General features: G+C 71.2%; 11 protein-coding genes (1 of these 11 only partly in view). 2 read left to right on the top strand and 9 right to left on the bottom strand.

Annotated elements, in window-relative coordinates:
* The 3 genes from OG900_11000 to thyX all read right to left on the bottom strand — a co-directional run.
* Positions 1-1387 carry the 5' portion of a ribonuclease J gene (locus OG900_11000; protein ID WUH90568.1) on the bottom strand. Its footprint begins 299 nt before the window's first position, so the window shows 1387 of its 1686 coding nt (coding positions 1-1387); the start codon lies at positions 1385-1387; the stop codon falls past the left edge of the window.
* Between the two features lie 141 nt (positions 1388-1528).
* Entirely contained in the window at positions 1529-2428 is a 900-nt protein-coding gene (gene dapA, locus OG900_11005; GenBank protein WUH90569.1) for a 4-hydroxy-tetrahydrodipicolinate synthase, read from the bottom strand.
* Positions 2429-2616: 188 nt separating this feature from the next.
* The gene (gene thyX / locus OG900_11010) at positions 2617-3375 is read right to left on the bottom strand and encodes an FAD-dependent thymidylate synthase (protein WUH90570.1); all 759 of its coding nucleotides are present in this window, start codon (positions 3373-3375) and stop codon (positions 2617-2619) included.
* A gap of 170 nt (positions 3376-3545) precedes the next feature.
* Here thyX and OG900_11015 point away from each other — a divergent pair, with 170 nt between their 5' ends.
* Positions 3546-4091, top strand: coding sequence for a hypothetical protein (locus tag OG900_11015; GenBank protein ID WUH90571.1), 546 nt, complete (start codon positions 3546-3548; stop codon positions 4089-4091).
* A 25-nt stretch (positions 4092-4116) separates the two neighbouring features.
* On the opposite strand, the gene OG900_11020 is transcribed toward OG900_11015, so the two are convergent.
* The 6 genes from OG900_11020 to eccD form a co-directional block, all read right to left on the bottom strand.
* Positions 4117-4566 (bottom strand): hypothetical protein, encoded by a 450-nt coding sequence (locus OG900_11020; protein ID WUH90572.1) that lies wholly within the window; start codon positions 4564-4566, stop codon positions 4117-4119.
* 4 nt (positions 4567-4570) lie between these two features.
* The gene (dapB, locus tag OG900_11025; GenBank protein WUH90573.1) at positions 4571-5344 is read right to left on the bottom strand and encodes a 4-hydroxy-tetrahydrodipicolinate reductase; all 774 of its coding nucleotides are present in this window, start codon (positions 5342-5344) and stop codon (positions 4571-4573) included.
* A 66-nt stretch (positions 5345-5410) separates the two neighbouring features.
* Positions 5411-6787, bottom strand: coding sequence for an insulinase family protein (locus OG900_11030; protein WUH90574.1), 1377 nt, complete (start codon positions 6785-6787; stop codon positions 5411-5413).
* Complete coding sequence (locus OG900_11035) at positions 6784-9006, bottom strand: polyribonucleotide nucleotidyltransferase (protein WUH90575.1); 2223 nt, start codon at positions 9004-9006, stop codon at positions 6784-6786. The genes OG900_11030 and OG900_11035 overlap by 4 nt, the downstream gene beginning before the upstream one ends.
* Positions 9007-9337: 331 nt before the next feature.
* Complete coding sequence (gene rpsO, locus OG900_11040) at positions 9338-9625, bottom strand: 30S ribosomal protein S15 (protein ID WUH90576.1); 288 nt, start codon at positions 9623-9625, stop codon at positions 9338-9340.
* A gap of 209 nt (positions 9626-9834) precedes the next feature.
* A complete protein-coding gene (gene eccD, locus OG900_11045) occupies positions 9835-11301 on the bottom strand; it encodes a type VII secretion integral membrane protein EccD (GenBank protein WUH90577.1) in 1467 nt (488 codons plus the stop codon).
* Positions 11302-11436: 135 nt separating this feature from the next.
* Here eccD and eccCa point away from each other — a divergent pair, with 135 nt between their 5' ends.
* On the top strand, positions 11437-15369 hold the full coding sequence (gene eccCa / locus OG900_11050; GenBank protein WUH90578.1) for a type VII secretion protein EccCa: 3933 nt from the start codon (positions 11437-11439) through the stop codon (positions 15367-15369).
* The last annotated feature ends 90 nt before the right edge of the window (positions 15370-15459 follow it).

A 15459-nucleotide genomic window follows, 5' to 3' on the forward strand; every position in this document is an offset into this window, starting at 1 on the left:
ACGACTCCGTGATGTCGCCGACCGACAGGCCGTCGACGTACACGTAGCCGGCCTGGACCTTGCCGGCGATTCTGGCCACGCCGTTGACGAGGTCGACGGCGACGCCGTCCTCGGCGATGACGGTGCGCTCCTTGGGGATGCCGGTGAGTTGGCCCAGTTCGGCGTTGGCGCGTAGGTGCCGCCATTCGCCGTGGATCGGCATCAGGTTGCGCGGCTTGCAGATGTTGTAGAAGTACAGCAGCTCGCCGGCCGAGGCGTGGCCCGAGACGTGGACCTTGGCGTTGCCCTTGTGGACGACGTTGGCGCCCCACCTGGTGAGGCCGTTGATCACGCGGTAGACCGCGTTCTCGTTGCCCGGGATCAGGGAGGACGCGAGGACGACGGTGTCGCCCTCGACGATGCGGATCTGGTGGTCGCGGTTGGCCATGCGCGACAGCGCGGCCATGGGCTCGCCCTGGGAGCCCGTACAGACCAGCACCACCTTCTCGTCCGGCAGGTCGTCGAGCACCTTGATGTCCACGACCAGGCCGCTGGGGACCTTGAGGTAGCCCAGGTCGCGGGCGATGCCCATGTTCCTGACCATCGAGCGGCCGACGAAGGCGACCTTGCGGCCGCGCTCGTGGGCGGCGTCGAGCACCTGCTGGATGCGGTGCACATGGCTGGCGAAGCTCGCGACGATGATGCGCTTCTCGGCCTTGGCGAAGGTCTGCCGCAGCACCTGGGAGATGTCGCGCTCCGGCGGGACGAAGCCGGGCACCTCGGCGTTGGTCGAGTCGGCGAGCAGCAGGTCGATGCCCTCCTCGCCGAGTCGCGCGAAGGTGGGCAGGTCGGTGAGCCGGCCGTCCAGCGGGAGCTGGTCCATCTTGAAGTCGCCGGTCACGACGACCATGCCGGCCGGGGTGCGGACGGCGACGGCGAGCGCGTCGGGAATGGAGTGGTTGACGGCGATGAATTCACAGTCGAAGGGGCCGATGCGCTCGCGGTCGCCCTCCTTGACCTCCAGGGCGTACGGCCGGATGCGGTGCTCCTGGAGCTTGGCCTCGATCAGCGCGAGGGTGAGCTTGGAGCCGATCAGCGGGATGTCGTCCTTTTCCCTGAGCAGGAAGGGGACGGCGCCGATGTGGTCCTCGTGGCCATGGGTGAGGATGACGCCGACGACATCGTCGAGGCGGTCCCGGATGGAGCTGAAGTCGGGCAGGATCAGGTCGACGCCCGGCTGCTCCTCCTCGGGGAAGAGGACGCCGCAGTCCACGATCAGCAGCTTGCCGCCGAATTCGAAGACCGTCATATTGCGGCCGATCTCACCGAGACCGCCGAGCGGTGTGATGCGCAGGCCGCCTTCGGTGAGAGTCCGCGGGGGGCCGAGTTCAGGGTGCGGATGGCTCAAAAGTTTCTCCCTAACACGCACGCCGGAGGGGCCTTCCTGGGCCGTGGCGCGCGGAACTGTGTGTGACTCTTTCGTTGGCGCACCGTCATTCGGGCGGTGCGTATACAAGCGGTGGTGCTTATTCAGTTGTGAAGTCTGTTATCAGAGGTGTACCCCGCCTGCGGCGAGATCCTTCCTGAGGCGTTCCGTGGCGTCCGCGTCGAGCTCGGTGAGCGGCAGCCGGAGCGGGCCCGCGGGCAGTCCGCACAGCGCGAGGGCGGTCTTGGTGGTGATGACGCCCTGGGCGCGGAACATGCCGGTGTAGACCGGGAGCAGCCGCTGGTGGATCTCGGCCGCCTTGGCGACGTCACCGCTGGTGTACGCGTCCAGCAGGGCACGCAGCTCGGGGGTGACGAGGTGGCCGACGACGGAGACGAAGCCGGTGGCGCCGATGGCCAGCAGCGGCAGGTTGAGCATGTCGTCACCGGAATACCAGGCCAGGCCGCTGCGGCCCATTGCCCAGCCGGCGGCGCCGAGGTCGCCCTTGGCATCCTTGTTCGCGACGATCCTGGGGTGTTCCGCCAGCCGGACGAGGGTCTCGGTCTCCAGCGGGACGCCGCTGCGTCCGGGGATGTCGTAGAGCATGACGGGCAGGCCGGTGGCGTCGGCGATCGCGGTGAAGTGCCGGATCAGGCCTTCCTGCGGCGGCTTGCTGTAATACGGCGTGACCGTGAGCAGGCCGTGGGCCCCGCTGCGCTCCGCCTGGCGTGCCAGCTCGGCGCTGTGCCTGGTGTCGTTGGTGCCGACGCCGGCGATGACGAAGGCGCGGTCGCCGACGGCCTCGACCACGGCCCGTACGAGCTGGTCTTTCTCCGTGTCGCTCGTGGTGGGCGACTCCCCGGTGGTGCCGTTGACGACGAGTCCGTCGTTGCCCGCGTTCACCAGGTGGGTGGCGAGCTGCTGGGCGCCGGCGAGGTCGAGTGCGCCGTCCGTGGTGAACGGCGTGACCATAGCGGTCAGAACCCGCCCGAAGGGGGCGTCGGGGGTGGAGGTCGGAGCCATGGGTCCCACGCTACTCGGTGTGTACGGGGGCACGCAGCCGCGGGACCTGCGCAAAGGACTCCGGCGGTGTCTGCTCGGGGGTTCAGGCACCGCCGGGGTCCGTTTCTGCAGCCTAGATGAACCTCGCGAATGCCTGCAATCCGAACACTTCGGACATTCGGCTGCGGTGGGGCGCCCTGCCCGTCCCGCTACGGGGCGACACGCCCGTTGGCATTGAACGCCGCATGGGTGAGAGGCATCAGTTCCGCCCAGGCCGCCTCCATCCGCTCGCCGACCATCTCGATCTCGCGCTGCGGGAAGGACGGCACCGAGGCAAGCTCGTGCTGGGTGCGCAGGCCGAGGAAGTGCATCAGCGACCGGGCGTTGCAGGTGGCGTACATCGACGAGAACAGGCCGACCGGCAGGGTGGCCCTGGCCACCTCGCGGGCGACCCCGTCGGCGAGCATCGCCTGATACGCGGCATACGACCGCGCGTAGGACTCCTCCATGGCCGCGACGGCCTGCTTGTGCTGTTCTGGTGTCCCGTGCACGAACTCGTACTTCCCCGGGCGGCCGCGCTGCACCAGCTTGCGGTCGGGCCCGGGTACGTAGAAGACCGGCTGCAGCTCGCGGTAGCGGCCGGACTCCTCGTTGTAGGACCAGCCGACGCGGTGGCGCATGAACTCGCGGAAGACGAAGATCGGTGCGCTGATGAAGAAGGTCATCGAATTGTGCTCGAAGGGGCTGCCGTGGCGGTCCCGCATCAGGTAGTTGACCAGGCCCTTGGACCGCTCCGGGTCCTTGGTCAGCTCTTCGAGCGACTGCTCGCCCGCCGTGGAGACCCGGGCCGCCCACAGGACGTCGGAATCCGACGCGCTGTGCTTGACGAGGTCGACGGTGACGTCGTCCCGGAACTCGACGTGGGCCGGCGGGGCGGCGGGGGTCCCGGTGGGGAGGTCGGTCGGCACCGGAGCGGTCCTTCCTGCTAAGCGGCATTGCGGCGACCAGCCTAAGCGCTCCGACCGCAGCCGAACGGCCGACCCGAAGTAGCCGTGGGGCCACTGGGACGGCTAGCCTCACCGCACCGGAGTGCAGCCGCTCCGACCTGCCCCGCCGGAACCGGAAGAGGATTCTCCGCGTGTCCCTGCCTTACAGCTCCGCGCCCGCCGCGACCGACGACCTGGCGGCCGGACGCCCACTCCCCCACCTTGAGCAGGACCGCTGGATGCGGCCGTACCGCCCGGGCCCGTGGCGGGTCGCCACGGCCGCGCTGGCGCTGATGCTGGCGTCGTACCTGATGTTCGCCGCGCTGATCATGGCCGCCGCGGGCGACACGCAGGGCGCGGGGGTGTCCCTCCTGGTGGCGCTGCTGGTGATAGCGGCCACGCTGCGGCTGCTGCGGGTCGGCGTGTGGGTGAGCGGCAAGGGGCTGCGGCAGACGAGCTACTTCGGCACCGTGACCGTGCCGTGGCGCAAGGTCGGCTCGGTGCGCACCGCGCAGCAGCCGGTGCGGGTGCTCGGGCTGCCGCGCAGCGTCCAGGGGCAGGCGCTGATCATCACCCGGAAGAGCGGCGCGCCGCTGCGCCCGCAGCTCACCGACCACAACGCGGACTTCCTCGGCCGGGTCGACGCCTTCGACATGGCCGCCGACGCCATCGAGGGCTGGGCCGCGGAATTGCGCTGACCGCCCCCCTGGCGCCGACCGCGGCCTACCGCTGGGGCCGGCCGTCGTGCAGGGCGATCGCGCGCTGCATCGCCTTGCGGGCCCTCGGTGTGTCGCGGGCGTCGAAGTAGGCGACGGCCAGCCGGAACCAGTTCCGCCAGTCGTCGGGCGCAGCCTCGGTCTCCGCCTGCCGCTTGGCGAAGACCGCGTCGGCCGAGTCGCGGTCGATACGGCCGCTGGGCGTGCGGGTCAGCTCGTCGACCGGCAGCCCGCCCTCGGCCTCCAGCTCGCGGCCGAGCCGCCCCGCGTGCCGGGCGAACTGCGTGGTGTGCCACAGGAACCAGGCGCCGATGAGCGGCAGCACCAGCACCGCGATGCCGAAGGCCACGGTGACCGGGCGGCCGTCGGCGATCAGCAGCACCCCGCGGTCGCCGACCAGGACGAAGTAGAACAGCAGCGCGACGGCGGACCCGGCGTAGCTGATTTTGGAGCGCATGCGGTCAGTCCTCTTGGTGGCCGGGTTCTGTTCCTTCGAGGAAGTTTTCCAGGCCGTAGGTGAGGCCGGGGACACCGGGGACAGTTCGGGCGGCGAGCAGGATGCCGGGCATGAAGCTGCTGTGGTGCAGCGAGTCGTGCCTGATGGTGAGCGTCTCGCCGGTGCCGCCGAACAGCACCTCCTGGTGCGCGAGCAGGCCGCGCAGCCGTACCGAGTGCACCGGCACACCCTCGACGTCCGCGCCGCGGGCGCCCTCCAGGCCGTGGGTCGTCGGGTCGTGCTGCGGGGCGAGGCCCGCCTCGGCGCGGGCCGCCGCGATGAGCTGGGCGGTGCGGGTGGCGGTGCCGCTGGGGGCGTCCGCCTTGTTGTCGTGGTGCAGCTCGATGACCTCCGCCGACTCGAACCAGCGGGCCGCCTGCCGGGCGAACTGCATGGTCAGGACGGCGCCGATGGAGAAATTCGGGGCGACGAGCACGCCGGTGCCGGGGGCGGCGACCAGCCAGCCGCGCAGCCGGTCGAGGCGCTCGGCGGTCCACCCGGTGGTGCCGACCACGGCGTGGATGCCGTGCCCGACGCAGAATTCCAGGTTGCCCATGACCGCGTCGGGGTGGGTCAATTCCACCGCGACCTGGGCGCCGGCCTCGGTCAGCGCCTCCAGCGGGTCGTCACGGTCGATCGCCGCGACCAGGTCGAGGTCGTCCGCGGCCTCGACGGCGGCGGCCGCCGCCGAGCCGATCCGGCCCTGGGCGCCGATGACGGCCACACGGAGCTTGCTCATCGTTCGGGGTCCTCCGAGTCGTGCGTACGGGATGTGTGCTGCCTGCGGCCTGGCGCCCGGCCCGCGCTATGCGACGGCTTCGTGCAGGCGGGAGGTCTGCTTCTGCTTGAGCGGGCCGATGACGGCCAGCGAGGGGCGCTGCCCGAGCACGTCGCGGGCGACCGCGCGCACCTCGTCGGGCGTCACGGCGGCGATCCTGGCCAGCAGGTCGTCGACGGACAGCTGGTCGCCCCAGCACAGCTCGCTCTTTCCGATCCGGTTCATCAGCGCACCGGTGTCCTCCAGGCCGAGGACGGTGGACCCGGACAGCTGGCCGATGGCGCGGCGCAATTCCTCGTCGGTCAGGCCGTGCTCGGCGACCTCGTTCAGCTCGTTCCGGCAGATCTTGAGCACCTCGGGCACCCGGCTCGGCTGGCAGCCGGCGTAGACACCGAAGAGGCCGCAGTCGGCGAAGGAGGAGGTGTACGAATACACCGAATAGGCCAGCCCGCGCTTCTCCCTGACCTCCTGGAAGAGCCGGGAGCTCATGCCGCCGCCGAGCGCGGTGTTGAGCACGCCCAGCGCCCAGCGCCGCTCGTCGGTGCGGGACAGGCCGGGCATGCCGAGGACCACATGGGCCTGCTCGGTGCGCCGGTCGAGCACCTCGACCCGGCCCGCGGTGCGCAGCGTGCGGGCCCCGTCGCGGGGCTTCTGCGGCCGCGCGTCGGGGTCGCGCAGCGCGCCGGCCCGGTCGAAGGCGCGGCGGACCTGGCGTACGACGCTCGCGTGGTCGATGTTGCCCGCGGCGGCGACCACCAGGCGGGTGGGGTCGTAGTGCTTGCGGTAGAAGCGGGCGACCTGGTCGCGGGTGAGCGCGTTGATGGTCTCGACGGTGCCGAGGACCGGGCGGCCCAGCGGGGTGTCGCCGAGCATGGCGGTGCTGAACAGGTCGTGCACCTGGTCGCCCGGGTCGTCCTCGGTCATCGCGATCTCCTCGAGGACGACGCCGCGCTCGGCGTCGATGTCCTCCTGGCGGATCAGCGACCCGGTGAGCATGTCGCAGACCACGTCGATGGCCAGCGGCAGGTCGGTGTCGAGCACCCGGGCGTAGTAGCAGGTGTACTCCTTGGCGGTGAACGCGTTCATCTCGCCGCCGACCGCGTCGACGGCGGCGGAGATGTCGAGCGCGCTGCGCCGCTGGGTGCCCTTGAAGAGCAGGTGCTCCAGGTAGTGGGTGGCGCCGTTGAGCACCGGGGTCTCGTCGCGGGAGCCGACCGCCGCCCAGATGCCGAAGGTGGCGGAGCGCACCGTCGGCAGGGTCTCGGTGACGACCCGCAGGCCGCCGGGCAGCACGCTGCGGCGTACCGTCCCGATGCCGTCGGTGCCGGGCAGCAGGGTCCGTGTGCGGACGGCCCGCCCCTTGGTGGAGGGGCGGGCCGTCGCGGCGGTGGAGCGGGTCGTCACTTGGCCGACTCGTCCTTCACGTCCTCGGCGTCGCCGTCCTCGCCCTCGATGACGGGGACGAGCGAGAGCTTGCCGCGCTGGTCGATCTCGGCGATCTCGACCTGCACCTTGGCGCCGACACCGAGCACGTCCTCGACGTTCTCGACGCGCTTGCCGCCGGCGAGCTTGCGGATCTGCGAGATGTGCAGCAGGCCGTCCTTGCCGGGCATCAGCGACACGAAGGCGCCGAAGGTGGTGGTCTTCACGACCGTGCCCAGGTAACGCTCGCCGACCTCGGGCATGGTCGGGTTGGCGATCTGGTTGATCACCGCACGCGCCGCCTCGGCCTGCGAGCCCTCGGTGGCGCCGATCAGCACCGTGCCGTCGTCCTCGATGGAGATGTCGGCGCCGGTGTCCTCCTGGATCTGGTTGATCATCTTGCCCTTCGGGCCGATGACCTCGCCGATCTTGTCCACCGGGATCTTGATGCTGATGATCCGCGGCGCGTTCGGCGACATCTCGTCCGGGGAGTCGATGGCCTCCATCATCACGTCGAGGATGTGCAGCCGGGCGTCGCGGGCCTGCTTGAGGGCCGCGGCCAGCACGGACGCCGGAATGCCGTCCAGCTTGGTGTCCAGCTGAAGCGCGGTCACGAACTTCTTCGTGCCGGCGACCTTGAAGTCCATGTCGCCGAACGCGTCCTCGGCGCCCAGGATGTCGGTGAGCGCGACATAGTGCGTCTCGCCCTCGATCTCCTGCGAGATCAGGCCCATGGCGATACCGGCGACGGCGGCCTTGAGCGGCACACCGGCGTTCAGCAGCGACATGGTGGAGGCGCAGACCGACCCCATCGACGTGGAGCCGTTGGAGCCCAGCGCCTCGGAGACCTGGCGGATCGCGTAGGGGAATTCCTCGCGCGTCGGCAGGACCGGGATCAGGGCGCGCTCCGCGAGTGCGCCGTGGCCGATCTCGCGGCGCTTGGGCGAACCCACGCGGCCGGTCTCGCCGACCGAATACGGCGGGAAGTTGTAGTTGTGCATGTAGCGCTTGCGGGTCTCGGGCGCCAGGGTGTCGAGCTGCTGCTCCATGCGCAGCATGTTCAGCGTGGTGACGCCGAGGATCTGCGTCTCGCCGCGCTCGAAGAGGGCCGAGCCGTGCACCCGCGGGATCGCCTCGACCTCGGCGGCCAGCGTACGGATGTCGGTGACGCCACGGCCGTCGATGCGGACCTTGTCACGGATGACACGCTGGCGGACCAGCTTCTTGGTCAGCGAGCGGTAGGCCGCGGAAATCTCCTTCTCGCGACCCTCGAACTGCGGCAGCAGCTTGTCGGCGGCGAGCGCCTTGACCCGGTCCAGCTCGGCCTCGCGGGCCTGCTTGCCCGCGATGGTCAGCGCCTGGGCCAGCTCGCCGGTGACGGCGGACTCCAGTGCCTCGAAGACGTCCTCCTGGTAGTCCAGGAAGATCGGGAACTCGGCGGTGGGCTTGGCGGCCTTGGCGGCCAGCTCCGACTGCGCCTTGCAGAGCACCTTGATGAACGGCTTGGCGGCATCCAGGCCGGCGGCGACGACCTCTTCGGTCGGCGCCTCGGCGCCGCCCTCGACCAGCTGGATGGTCTTCGCGGTGGCCTCGGCCTCGACCATCATGATCGCGACGTCGCCGTCCTCCAGGGCGCGGCCCGCGACGACCATGTCGAAGACTGCCTCTTCGAGCTCGGTGTGCGTCGGGAAGGCCACCCACTGGCCGCGGATCAGCGCGACGCGGACGCCGCCGATCGGGCCGGAGAAGGGCAGGCCGGCCAGCTGCGTGGAGCAGGAGGCGGCGTTGATGGCGACCACGTCGTAGAGGTGGTCGGGGTTGAGCGCCATGATCGTGCAGACGACCTGGATCTCGTTGCGCAGGCCCTTGACGAAGGACGGGCGCAGCGGGCGGTCGATCAGCCGGCAGGTGAGGATGGCGTCCTCGGAGGGGCGGCCCTCGCGGCGGAAGAAGGAGCCGGGGATCCGGCCGGCCGCGTACATGCGCTCCTCGACGTCCACCGTGAGGGGGAAGAAGTCGAAGTGCTCCTTGGGCTGCTTGGAGGCGCTGGTGGCCGACAGCACCATGGTGTCGTCGTCCAGGTAGGCCACGGCGGACCCGGCGGCCTGGCGGGCCAGGCGGCCCGTCTCGAAGCGGATGGTGCGGGTGCCGAAGGTGCCGTTGTCGATCACGGCTTCGGCGTAGTGGGTCTCGTTCTCCACTATGGGGATTCTCCTCGTCCTTGCCCGCGGGGCGTGTCCCCGTGGGCCATCGGTGGAGGGGCGTCCTGCCGGGGGCCGGTCTTCGATCGAAGCCTCCGGGGGCGGAACCACCCGGGGGCCACTACCGAGGACCGGCGACTGCGGCGGATAGGAGGACGCTCCTCCTCATACGTTGTCAACAGCACCATTGCACCAGACGACGCAAGGATCTCGCACGTCGTGTGCGCGCTTCGTAGCCGGGCGCGTACAGCTTCGGTACTGCTGGCGAAATTCGGTGCATACGGCAAAGGGAGCGGCCCCGTCGTGCGGGCACCGCTCCCCTCCACGCGTCCTAGCGAACGCCCGCCGCGCCGGCACGGATGCCGAGGCGCTCGCGGAGCTCACGGAAGCGCGTGATGTCCTTCTTGGCCAGGTACTGCAGCAGACGACGGCGCTGGCCGACCAGGATCAGCAGACCACGACGCGAGTGGTGGTCGTGCTTGTGGGTCTTGAGGTGCTCGGTCAGGTCCGAGATCCGGCGCGACAGGAGCGCGACCTGGACCTCGGGGGAGCCGGTGTCGCCCTCCTTGGTGCCGAACTCGGCGATGATCTGCTTCTTCGTCTCGACGTCGAGCGACATACGGACTCCTCATGGGGTCGTGGGCCGACGAGCGTCCCCGGTCTGCATCGCGGGGAAATCTCAGGTGACTCGTGCGGCGTACGGTCACCGGGCGTGAACACACAGGTGACCGTCACCCAGGGTACCAGCCGGTTGACGCGCTCCTTACCGGCGGGTCATCACCGCCGCGCGCCCGGCCCGACACGCCCGGCCGGGCTCTCCCGCGCAGGTCAGTCGCTGCTCAGCCCGCGGACCGAACCGTAGACCTTGAGCACGCCCAGGCACAGCGGGACCAGCGACAGCAGGACCGCGCCCTCGGCCAGGTCCAGGCTGCGGCCCCAGAACGGGGACACGCCCTTGCGGGGCACGATCAGGCCTATCGCGACGAGCAGCACCGCGCCGGCCGCGATCGCCGCGGACAGCCACAGGGTGTGCAGGTCGAGCGGCCCGTGGTCGCCCCTGGCCAGGTCCATCAGCAGCGAGGTGTCGGGATTGAGCGCGAGTCCGAGGATCAGCAGGGCCACCGCGAGGATGCCGGCGACCACCAGGCTGGCGACCTGGGAGGTGTAGCGGAAGAGCCTGGCGCGCAGCAGCGCCGCCACCCCGGCGGTCAGGGCGAGCACCTGGGCGGGCGCGGAGTCGGAGAAGCTCATCACCGCGGCGGCGCCGACGACGGTGGCCGAGCAGCCGCCGACCAGGCCGAGCAGCAGTTCGTGGCCGCGGCGGGCCTGTGCGGCGACCGCCTCGTAGTCGATGGCCTGCTCGGGCTCGCGCCGGTCGCCGTAGCGCGCCATGACCTCGGCGGACGGCTCGGGCGAGCCGAAGCCGATCGGCAGCCGGGCGAAGCGCGCGGACCAGCCGGGCAGGAAGCCGACCAGGGCGACGGCGGTGACGGCCGCGACCGAGGCGACGGCACGCGGCGGGGCGTCGGTGGCGATGGCGCCGTAGGTGGCCAGGGTGCCCGCGGCGGCCAGGAAGGCGGACGCCACGAAGGGCGCGTCACCGGTGGGCAGCACGGCGACCAGGACCGCGGAGGCCAGCAGGACCGTGGCACAGCCGACCATGAACTGCAGCCGGCCCGGTCCGTGCCCGTGGTCGGGGGCGACGATGCCGGAGCCGGCGATCAGCAGGTGCGGCAGCGCGGCGAGGCCGAGCGCGATCGCGGCGGCGCGGTCGCCGTATATCCGGGCGCGTACGGCCGCGAAGGCGACCAGGACCGTGCCGAGCACACCGGCGACGACGCCCGGCATCGAGTGCATGTCGTGCCGGATCGGCTCCGCCCACCACAGGACGAAGCCCATCATCACCAGGAGCACCGCGCCGCCGGTCAGGCCGACGACCCGCATCAGGTCGTCGTTCCAGCGGCGCCGGTCGCGTACGACGGCGGTGGCGATGGCATCCGCCACGTCGTCGTGGACGGCGGGCGGCAGCGACTCGGCGAAGGCGCGCAGCGCGATCAGCTCGCCGTCCAGGACACGCTGCGCGGACAGCGACAGGGCGGGGTCGAGGACACTGCCGTCACGGCGGACGAGGTGGAAGCCGGTCGGCTCCTCCTCGGTCTGCACCTGCCCCGACAGGCGCAGGATGTCCGGACGCAGATCGGCGACCGGAAGGTCGTCGGGAAGTGCCACGTCGATCCTGCTGTCCGGTGCTACGACCGTGACGCGGCAGAATCCGGTCGCTGAGATCGTGCTCACCGCGCTGTGCCCCCTCGGCTGCGGAATTCCGCGATCAGCCAACTCCCGCCTGGCCGGTGGGCGATAGCTGTAAGTAGTATCTGCGACAAAATATCAGTCACAACGGTTCGATGGTCCCGGGGGGCGAGCACATCAGTGAGTTCGGTCATCGTCAAGCGGCCGGCGCGGGCATTCCCGCCCGAGATGCCGTCGGAGGAACTCGAACTGGCGTCACCGCCCGAACTGCAGCGCGGCCAGGACCAGGGCCTGATGATGATGCTGCTCCCCATGCTCGCCATGGGCGGCTCCGCGGCGTATTTCTTCATGCCGGGGTCCCAGGCGATCATGAAGGTCATGGGCGGCCTGATGATCACCTCGATGGTGGCCATGGCGATAGGGCAGGTCGTACGGACCCGGCAGGGCGCCAGCGGGCACATGGCCGACAGCCGCCGCGACTACCTCAAATACCTCGCGCAGCAGCGCCGCAAGGCCCGCAGGATCGCCGACCGGCAGCGCAGCAGCCAGCTCTACACCCACCCCGCACCCGACCAGCTGTGGGCGCTGGCCGCCGAGGGCAAGCGGGTCTGGGAACGCCGCCCGGGTGACGACGACTTCGGGCAGGTGCGGGTGGGACTCGCCCCGCAGCAGCTGGCCACCCCGCTTGTCGCCCCCGACACCGCCCCCGTCGACCAGCTCGAACCGCTCACCGCGCATGCCATGCAGCGCTTCATCGCCGCCTACGGCACCGTCGAGGGCCTGCCGCTCGCGGTGTCGCTGCGGGCCTTCTCGCATGTCGCGCTGACCGGCGAGCCCGAGGCGGTCTACGCCCAGGCGCGGGCGATGATCGCCCAGTTGTCGACACTGCACTCGCCCGCTGACCTGGCGCTCGGCGTGGCCGCCTCGCCGTCGGCGCTGCGCGAGTGGGAGTGGGTCAAGTGGCTGCCGCACACGCAGTCGCCGGCCGAGCTGGACGGTGCGGGCACCCGGCGGCTGGTGGTGGGCGACGTGGGCGAGCTGGAGGAGCTGCTGCGCGGCAGGCTGGAGGACCGGCCGCGGTTCCAGCGCGACGCGACTCCGCTGCTCGACCAGCCGCACGTGGTGGTCTTCGTCGACGGCGGCACCGTCCCGCCGACGTCGGTGCTCGCCTCCGGTGAGGGCCTGCTGGGCGTCACCGTCGTGGAGATGGCACCCGGTGAGAACGGCGAGCCGCGCGGCGACCTGTGGCTGCGCTGCACGGCCGACGAGATGCTGCTGCGGTCGGCCGCCGGCGGCGCCTACGGCGGCACCCCGGACCGGCTGAGCGCGATCGAAGCCGAGTCGCTGGCCCGCCAGCTCGCGCCGCTGCGGCCGGCCGACGGCGGCGAGGACGAACCGCTGCTGTCCAACCTGGACTTCACCGACCTGATGGGCATCGGCGAGGCCTCCTCCTTCGACGTCGCGCGCGGCTGGGTGCCGCGCAGCCAGCACGAGCGGCTGCGGGTCCCGATCGGGGTGGGCGAGGACGGCGAGCCGGTCCACCTCGACCTGAAGGAGGCCGCGCAGGAGGGCATGGGCCCGCACGGGCTGTGCGTCGGCGCCACCGGGTCCGGCAAGTCCGAGCTGCTGCGCACCCTGGTGCTCGGCCTGGCCGTCACCCACTCGTCCGAGTCGCTGAACTTCGTGCTCGCCGACTTCAAGGGCGGTGCGACCTTCGCCGGCATGAGCGAGATGCCGCACGTGTCCGCGGTCATCACCAACCTGGCGGACGACCTGACGCTGGTCGACCGCATGCGCGACTCGATCACCGGTGAACTGCAGCGGCGCCAGGAGCTGCTGAAGTCCACCGGCAACTACGCCAACATCCACGACTACGAGCGGGCCAGGACCGCGGGCGCCGCACTTGAGCCGCTCGCTTCGCTGGTGCTGGTCATCGACGAATTCAGCGAACTGCTGACCGCCAAGCCGGAATTCATCGACATGTTCATCCAGATCGGCCGGATCGGCCGGTCGCTGGGAGTGCACCTGCTGCTGGCCTCGCAGCGCCTCGAGGAGGGCAGGCTGCGCGGCCTGGACACGTATCTGTCCTACCGCATCGGCCTGCGGACCTTCTCCGCCTCCGAGTCGCGGGCCGCGCTCGGCGTCCCCGACGCCTACCACCTGCCGTCGGTGCCGGGTTCCGGCTATCTGAAGTTCGGCACCGACACGATGGTGCGCTTCAAGGCCGCGTACGTCTCGGGGCCGCACCGCAGGGGCCGGGAGGCCGAGGCCGACGGCGGTGCGCAGGGTGGCCGCAGGCCCGCGCCCTTCACCGCGGCGCCGGTGCCCATGAGCGCGCCCGCGGTCCAGCCGGTGGCGGCGCAGCGCGACGACGCCGTGGCCGACACGGTCCTCGACGTGCTGGTGCGGCGGCTCGAAGGCCGCGGCCCCGAGGCGCACCAGGTGTGGCTGCCGCCGCTGGACGAGGCGCCCAGCCTGGACCGGCTGATGCCGCTCGCGGTGACCGCGGAGCGCGGCCTGCAGGCGAGCAACGGGATGCCGCTGGGCGGCCTCACGGTACCGCTGGGCATCGTGGACAAGCCGTTCGAGCAGCGCCGCGATCCGCTGGCGCTGGACTTCAGCGGCGCGGCGGGACACGGCCTGATCGTCGGCGGCCCGCGCAGCGGCAAGTCGACGATGCTGCGCACTCTGGTGGCGGCTTTCGCGCTGACCCACACACCGCACGAGGTGCAGTTCTACTGCCTGGACTTCGGCGGCGGCGCCCTGCGCGCGGTCGACGGCCTGGCCCATGTGGGCGGGGTCGCGGGCCGCCTCGAACCCGACCGCGTACGCCGTGCGGTCGCCGAGGTCGCGGGGGTGCTGGCCCGCCGCGAGGAGGTCTTCCGCAGCCGCGGCATCGACACGGTGGCGTCGTACCGCAGGCTGCGGGCGACCGGTGAACTGCCCGACGAGCAGTGGGGCGACGTCTTCCTGCTGATCGACGGCTGGGGGGCTTTCAAGCAGGACAACGAGCGCCTGGAGCCGGTCGTCGCCGACATCGCCGCCCGGGGCCTGGGCTTCGGTGTGCACGTGGTGCTCACGGCGTCGCGTTACATGGAGGTCAGGGCCGCGCTCAAGGACCAGTTGCTGAACCGCCTCGAACTGCGGCTCGGCGACACCATGGACTCCGAGATCAACCGCAAGGTCGCCGCGAACGTGCCGGCGGGGGTGCCGGGCCGCGGTATCACTCCGGCGCAGCTGCATTTCATGGCGGGTCTGCCGCGGATCGACGGCAGTTCGTCGTCGGCCGACCTCACCGAGGGCGGCGCCGGCCTGGTGGAGGCGGTCAACTCGGCATGGTGCGGGGCGCCCGCGCCCGGCATCAGGATGCTGCCGACGATGCTCACCGCCGAGCAGCTGCCGGAGGGTTCTCGCTACCCGGAGCGCGGTGTCGCGATCGGCATCGACGAGACGGCGCTCGCGCCGGTCTTCGTGAACTTCGAGACCGACCCCGTGCTGATCGTCTTCGGCGACAGCGAGTCGGGCAAGACGGCCGCGCTGCGGCACATCGCCCGGCAGCTCAGCCAGCGCTACACCCCGCAGGAGGCCATGCTCGTCGTCGCCGACTACCGGCGTACGTTGCTGGGCGCGCTCCCCGAGAGCCATGTGCTGGAGTACATTGCCGCGTCCGCGGCCATGGAGACGCACATGACCGAGGTGCAGAAGCTGGTCGAGCGGCGGGCGCCGGGCCCCGACGTCACCCCGCGCCAGCTGCGCGACCGCAGCTGGTGGAGCGGGCCGCAGTTGTTCGTGCTGATCGACGACTACGAGCTGGTCGCGGCGGGCAGCAACCCGATGGCGCAGCTCGCCGACAGCCTGCCCTTCGCCCGCGACGTCGGGGTGCGCTTCATCATCGCCCGCAGCAGCGGCGGCGCGGGACGTTCGATGTACGAGCCTTTCATGCAGCGCGCCAAGGAACTGGCCGCGCAGGGCCTGGTGCTCTCCGGTGACCCGAACGAGGGCGAGCTGATGGCCTCCGTCCGGCCGCGGCCGATGCCACCCGGGCGGGCGATCTTCGCCGCGCGGCGCGGCGGCAGCCGTCTGGTGCAGCTGGCCTGGACCCCTGAGGGGTGAGCGGGGCGGTTGACGCCCGCATTCCGCAATCCCCGCCGCCTGCTAGGTTTTTTGCCGGGATGAGTGCGGCCGCAGGCCGGCGGCCGCATC

The sequence above is a fragment of the Streptomyces sp. NBC_00433 genome (genome assembly GCA_036015235.1).
Taxonomy (GTDB): Bacteria; Actinomycetota; Actinomycetes; order Streptomycetales; family Streptomycetaceae; genus Actinacidiphila.

Excerpts from the sequence above, each read along its gene's own strand:
- dapB (WUH90573.1), bottom strand. The coding sequence starts at position 5,344 with ATGAGCAAGCTCCGTGTGGCCGTCATCGGCGCCCAGGGCCGGATCGGC.
- OG900_11020 (WUH90572.1), bottom strand. The coding sequence starts at position 4,566 with ATGCGCTCCAAAATCAGCTACGCCGGGTCCGCCGTCGCGCTGCTGTTC.
- dapA (WUH90569.1), bottom strand. The coding sequence starts at position 2,428 with ATGGCTCCGACCTCCACCCCCGACGCCCCCTTCGGGCGGGTTCTGACC.
- rpsO (WUH90576.1), bottom strand. The coding sequence starts at position 9,625 with ATGTCGCTCGACGTCGAGACGAAGAAGCAGATCATCGCCGAGTTCGGC.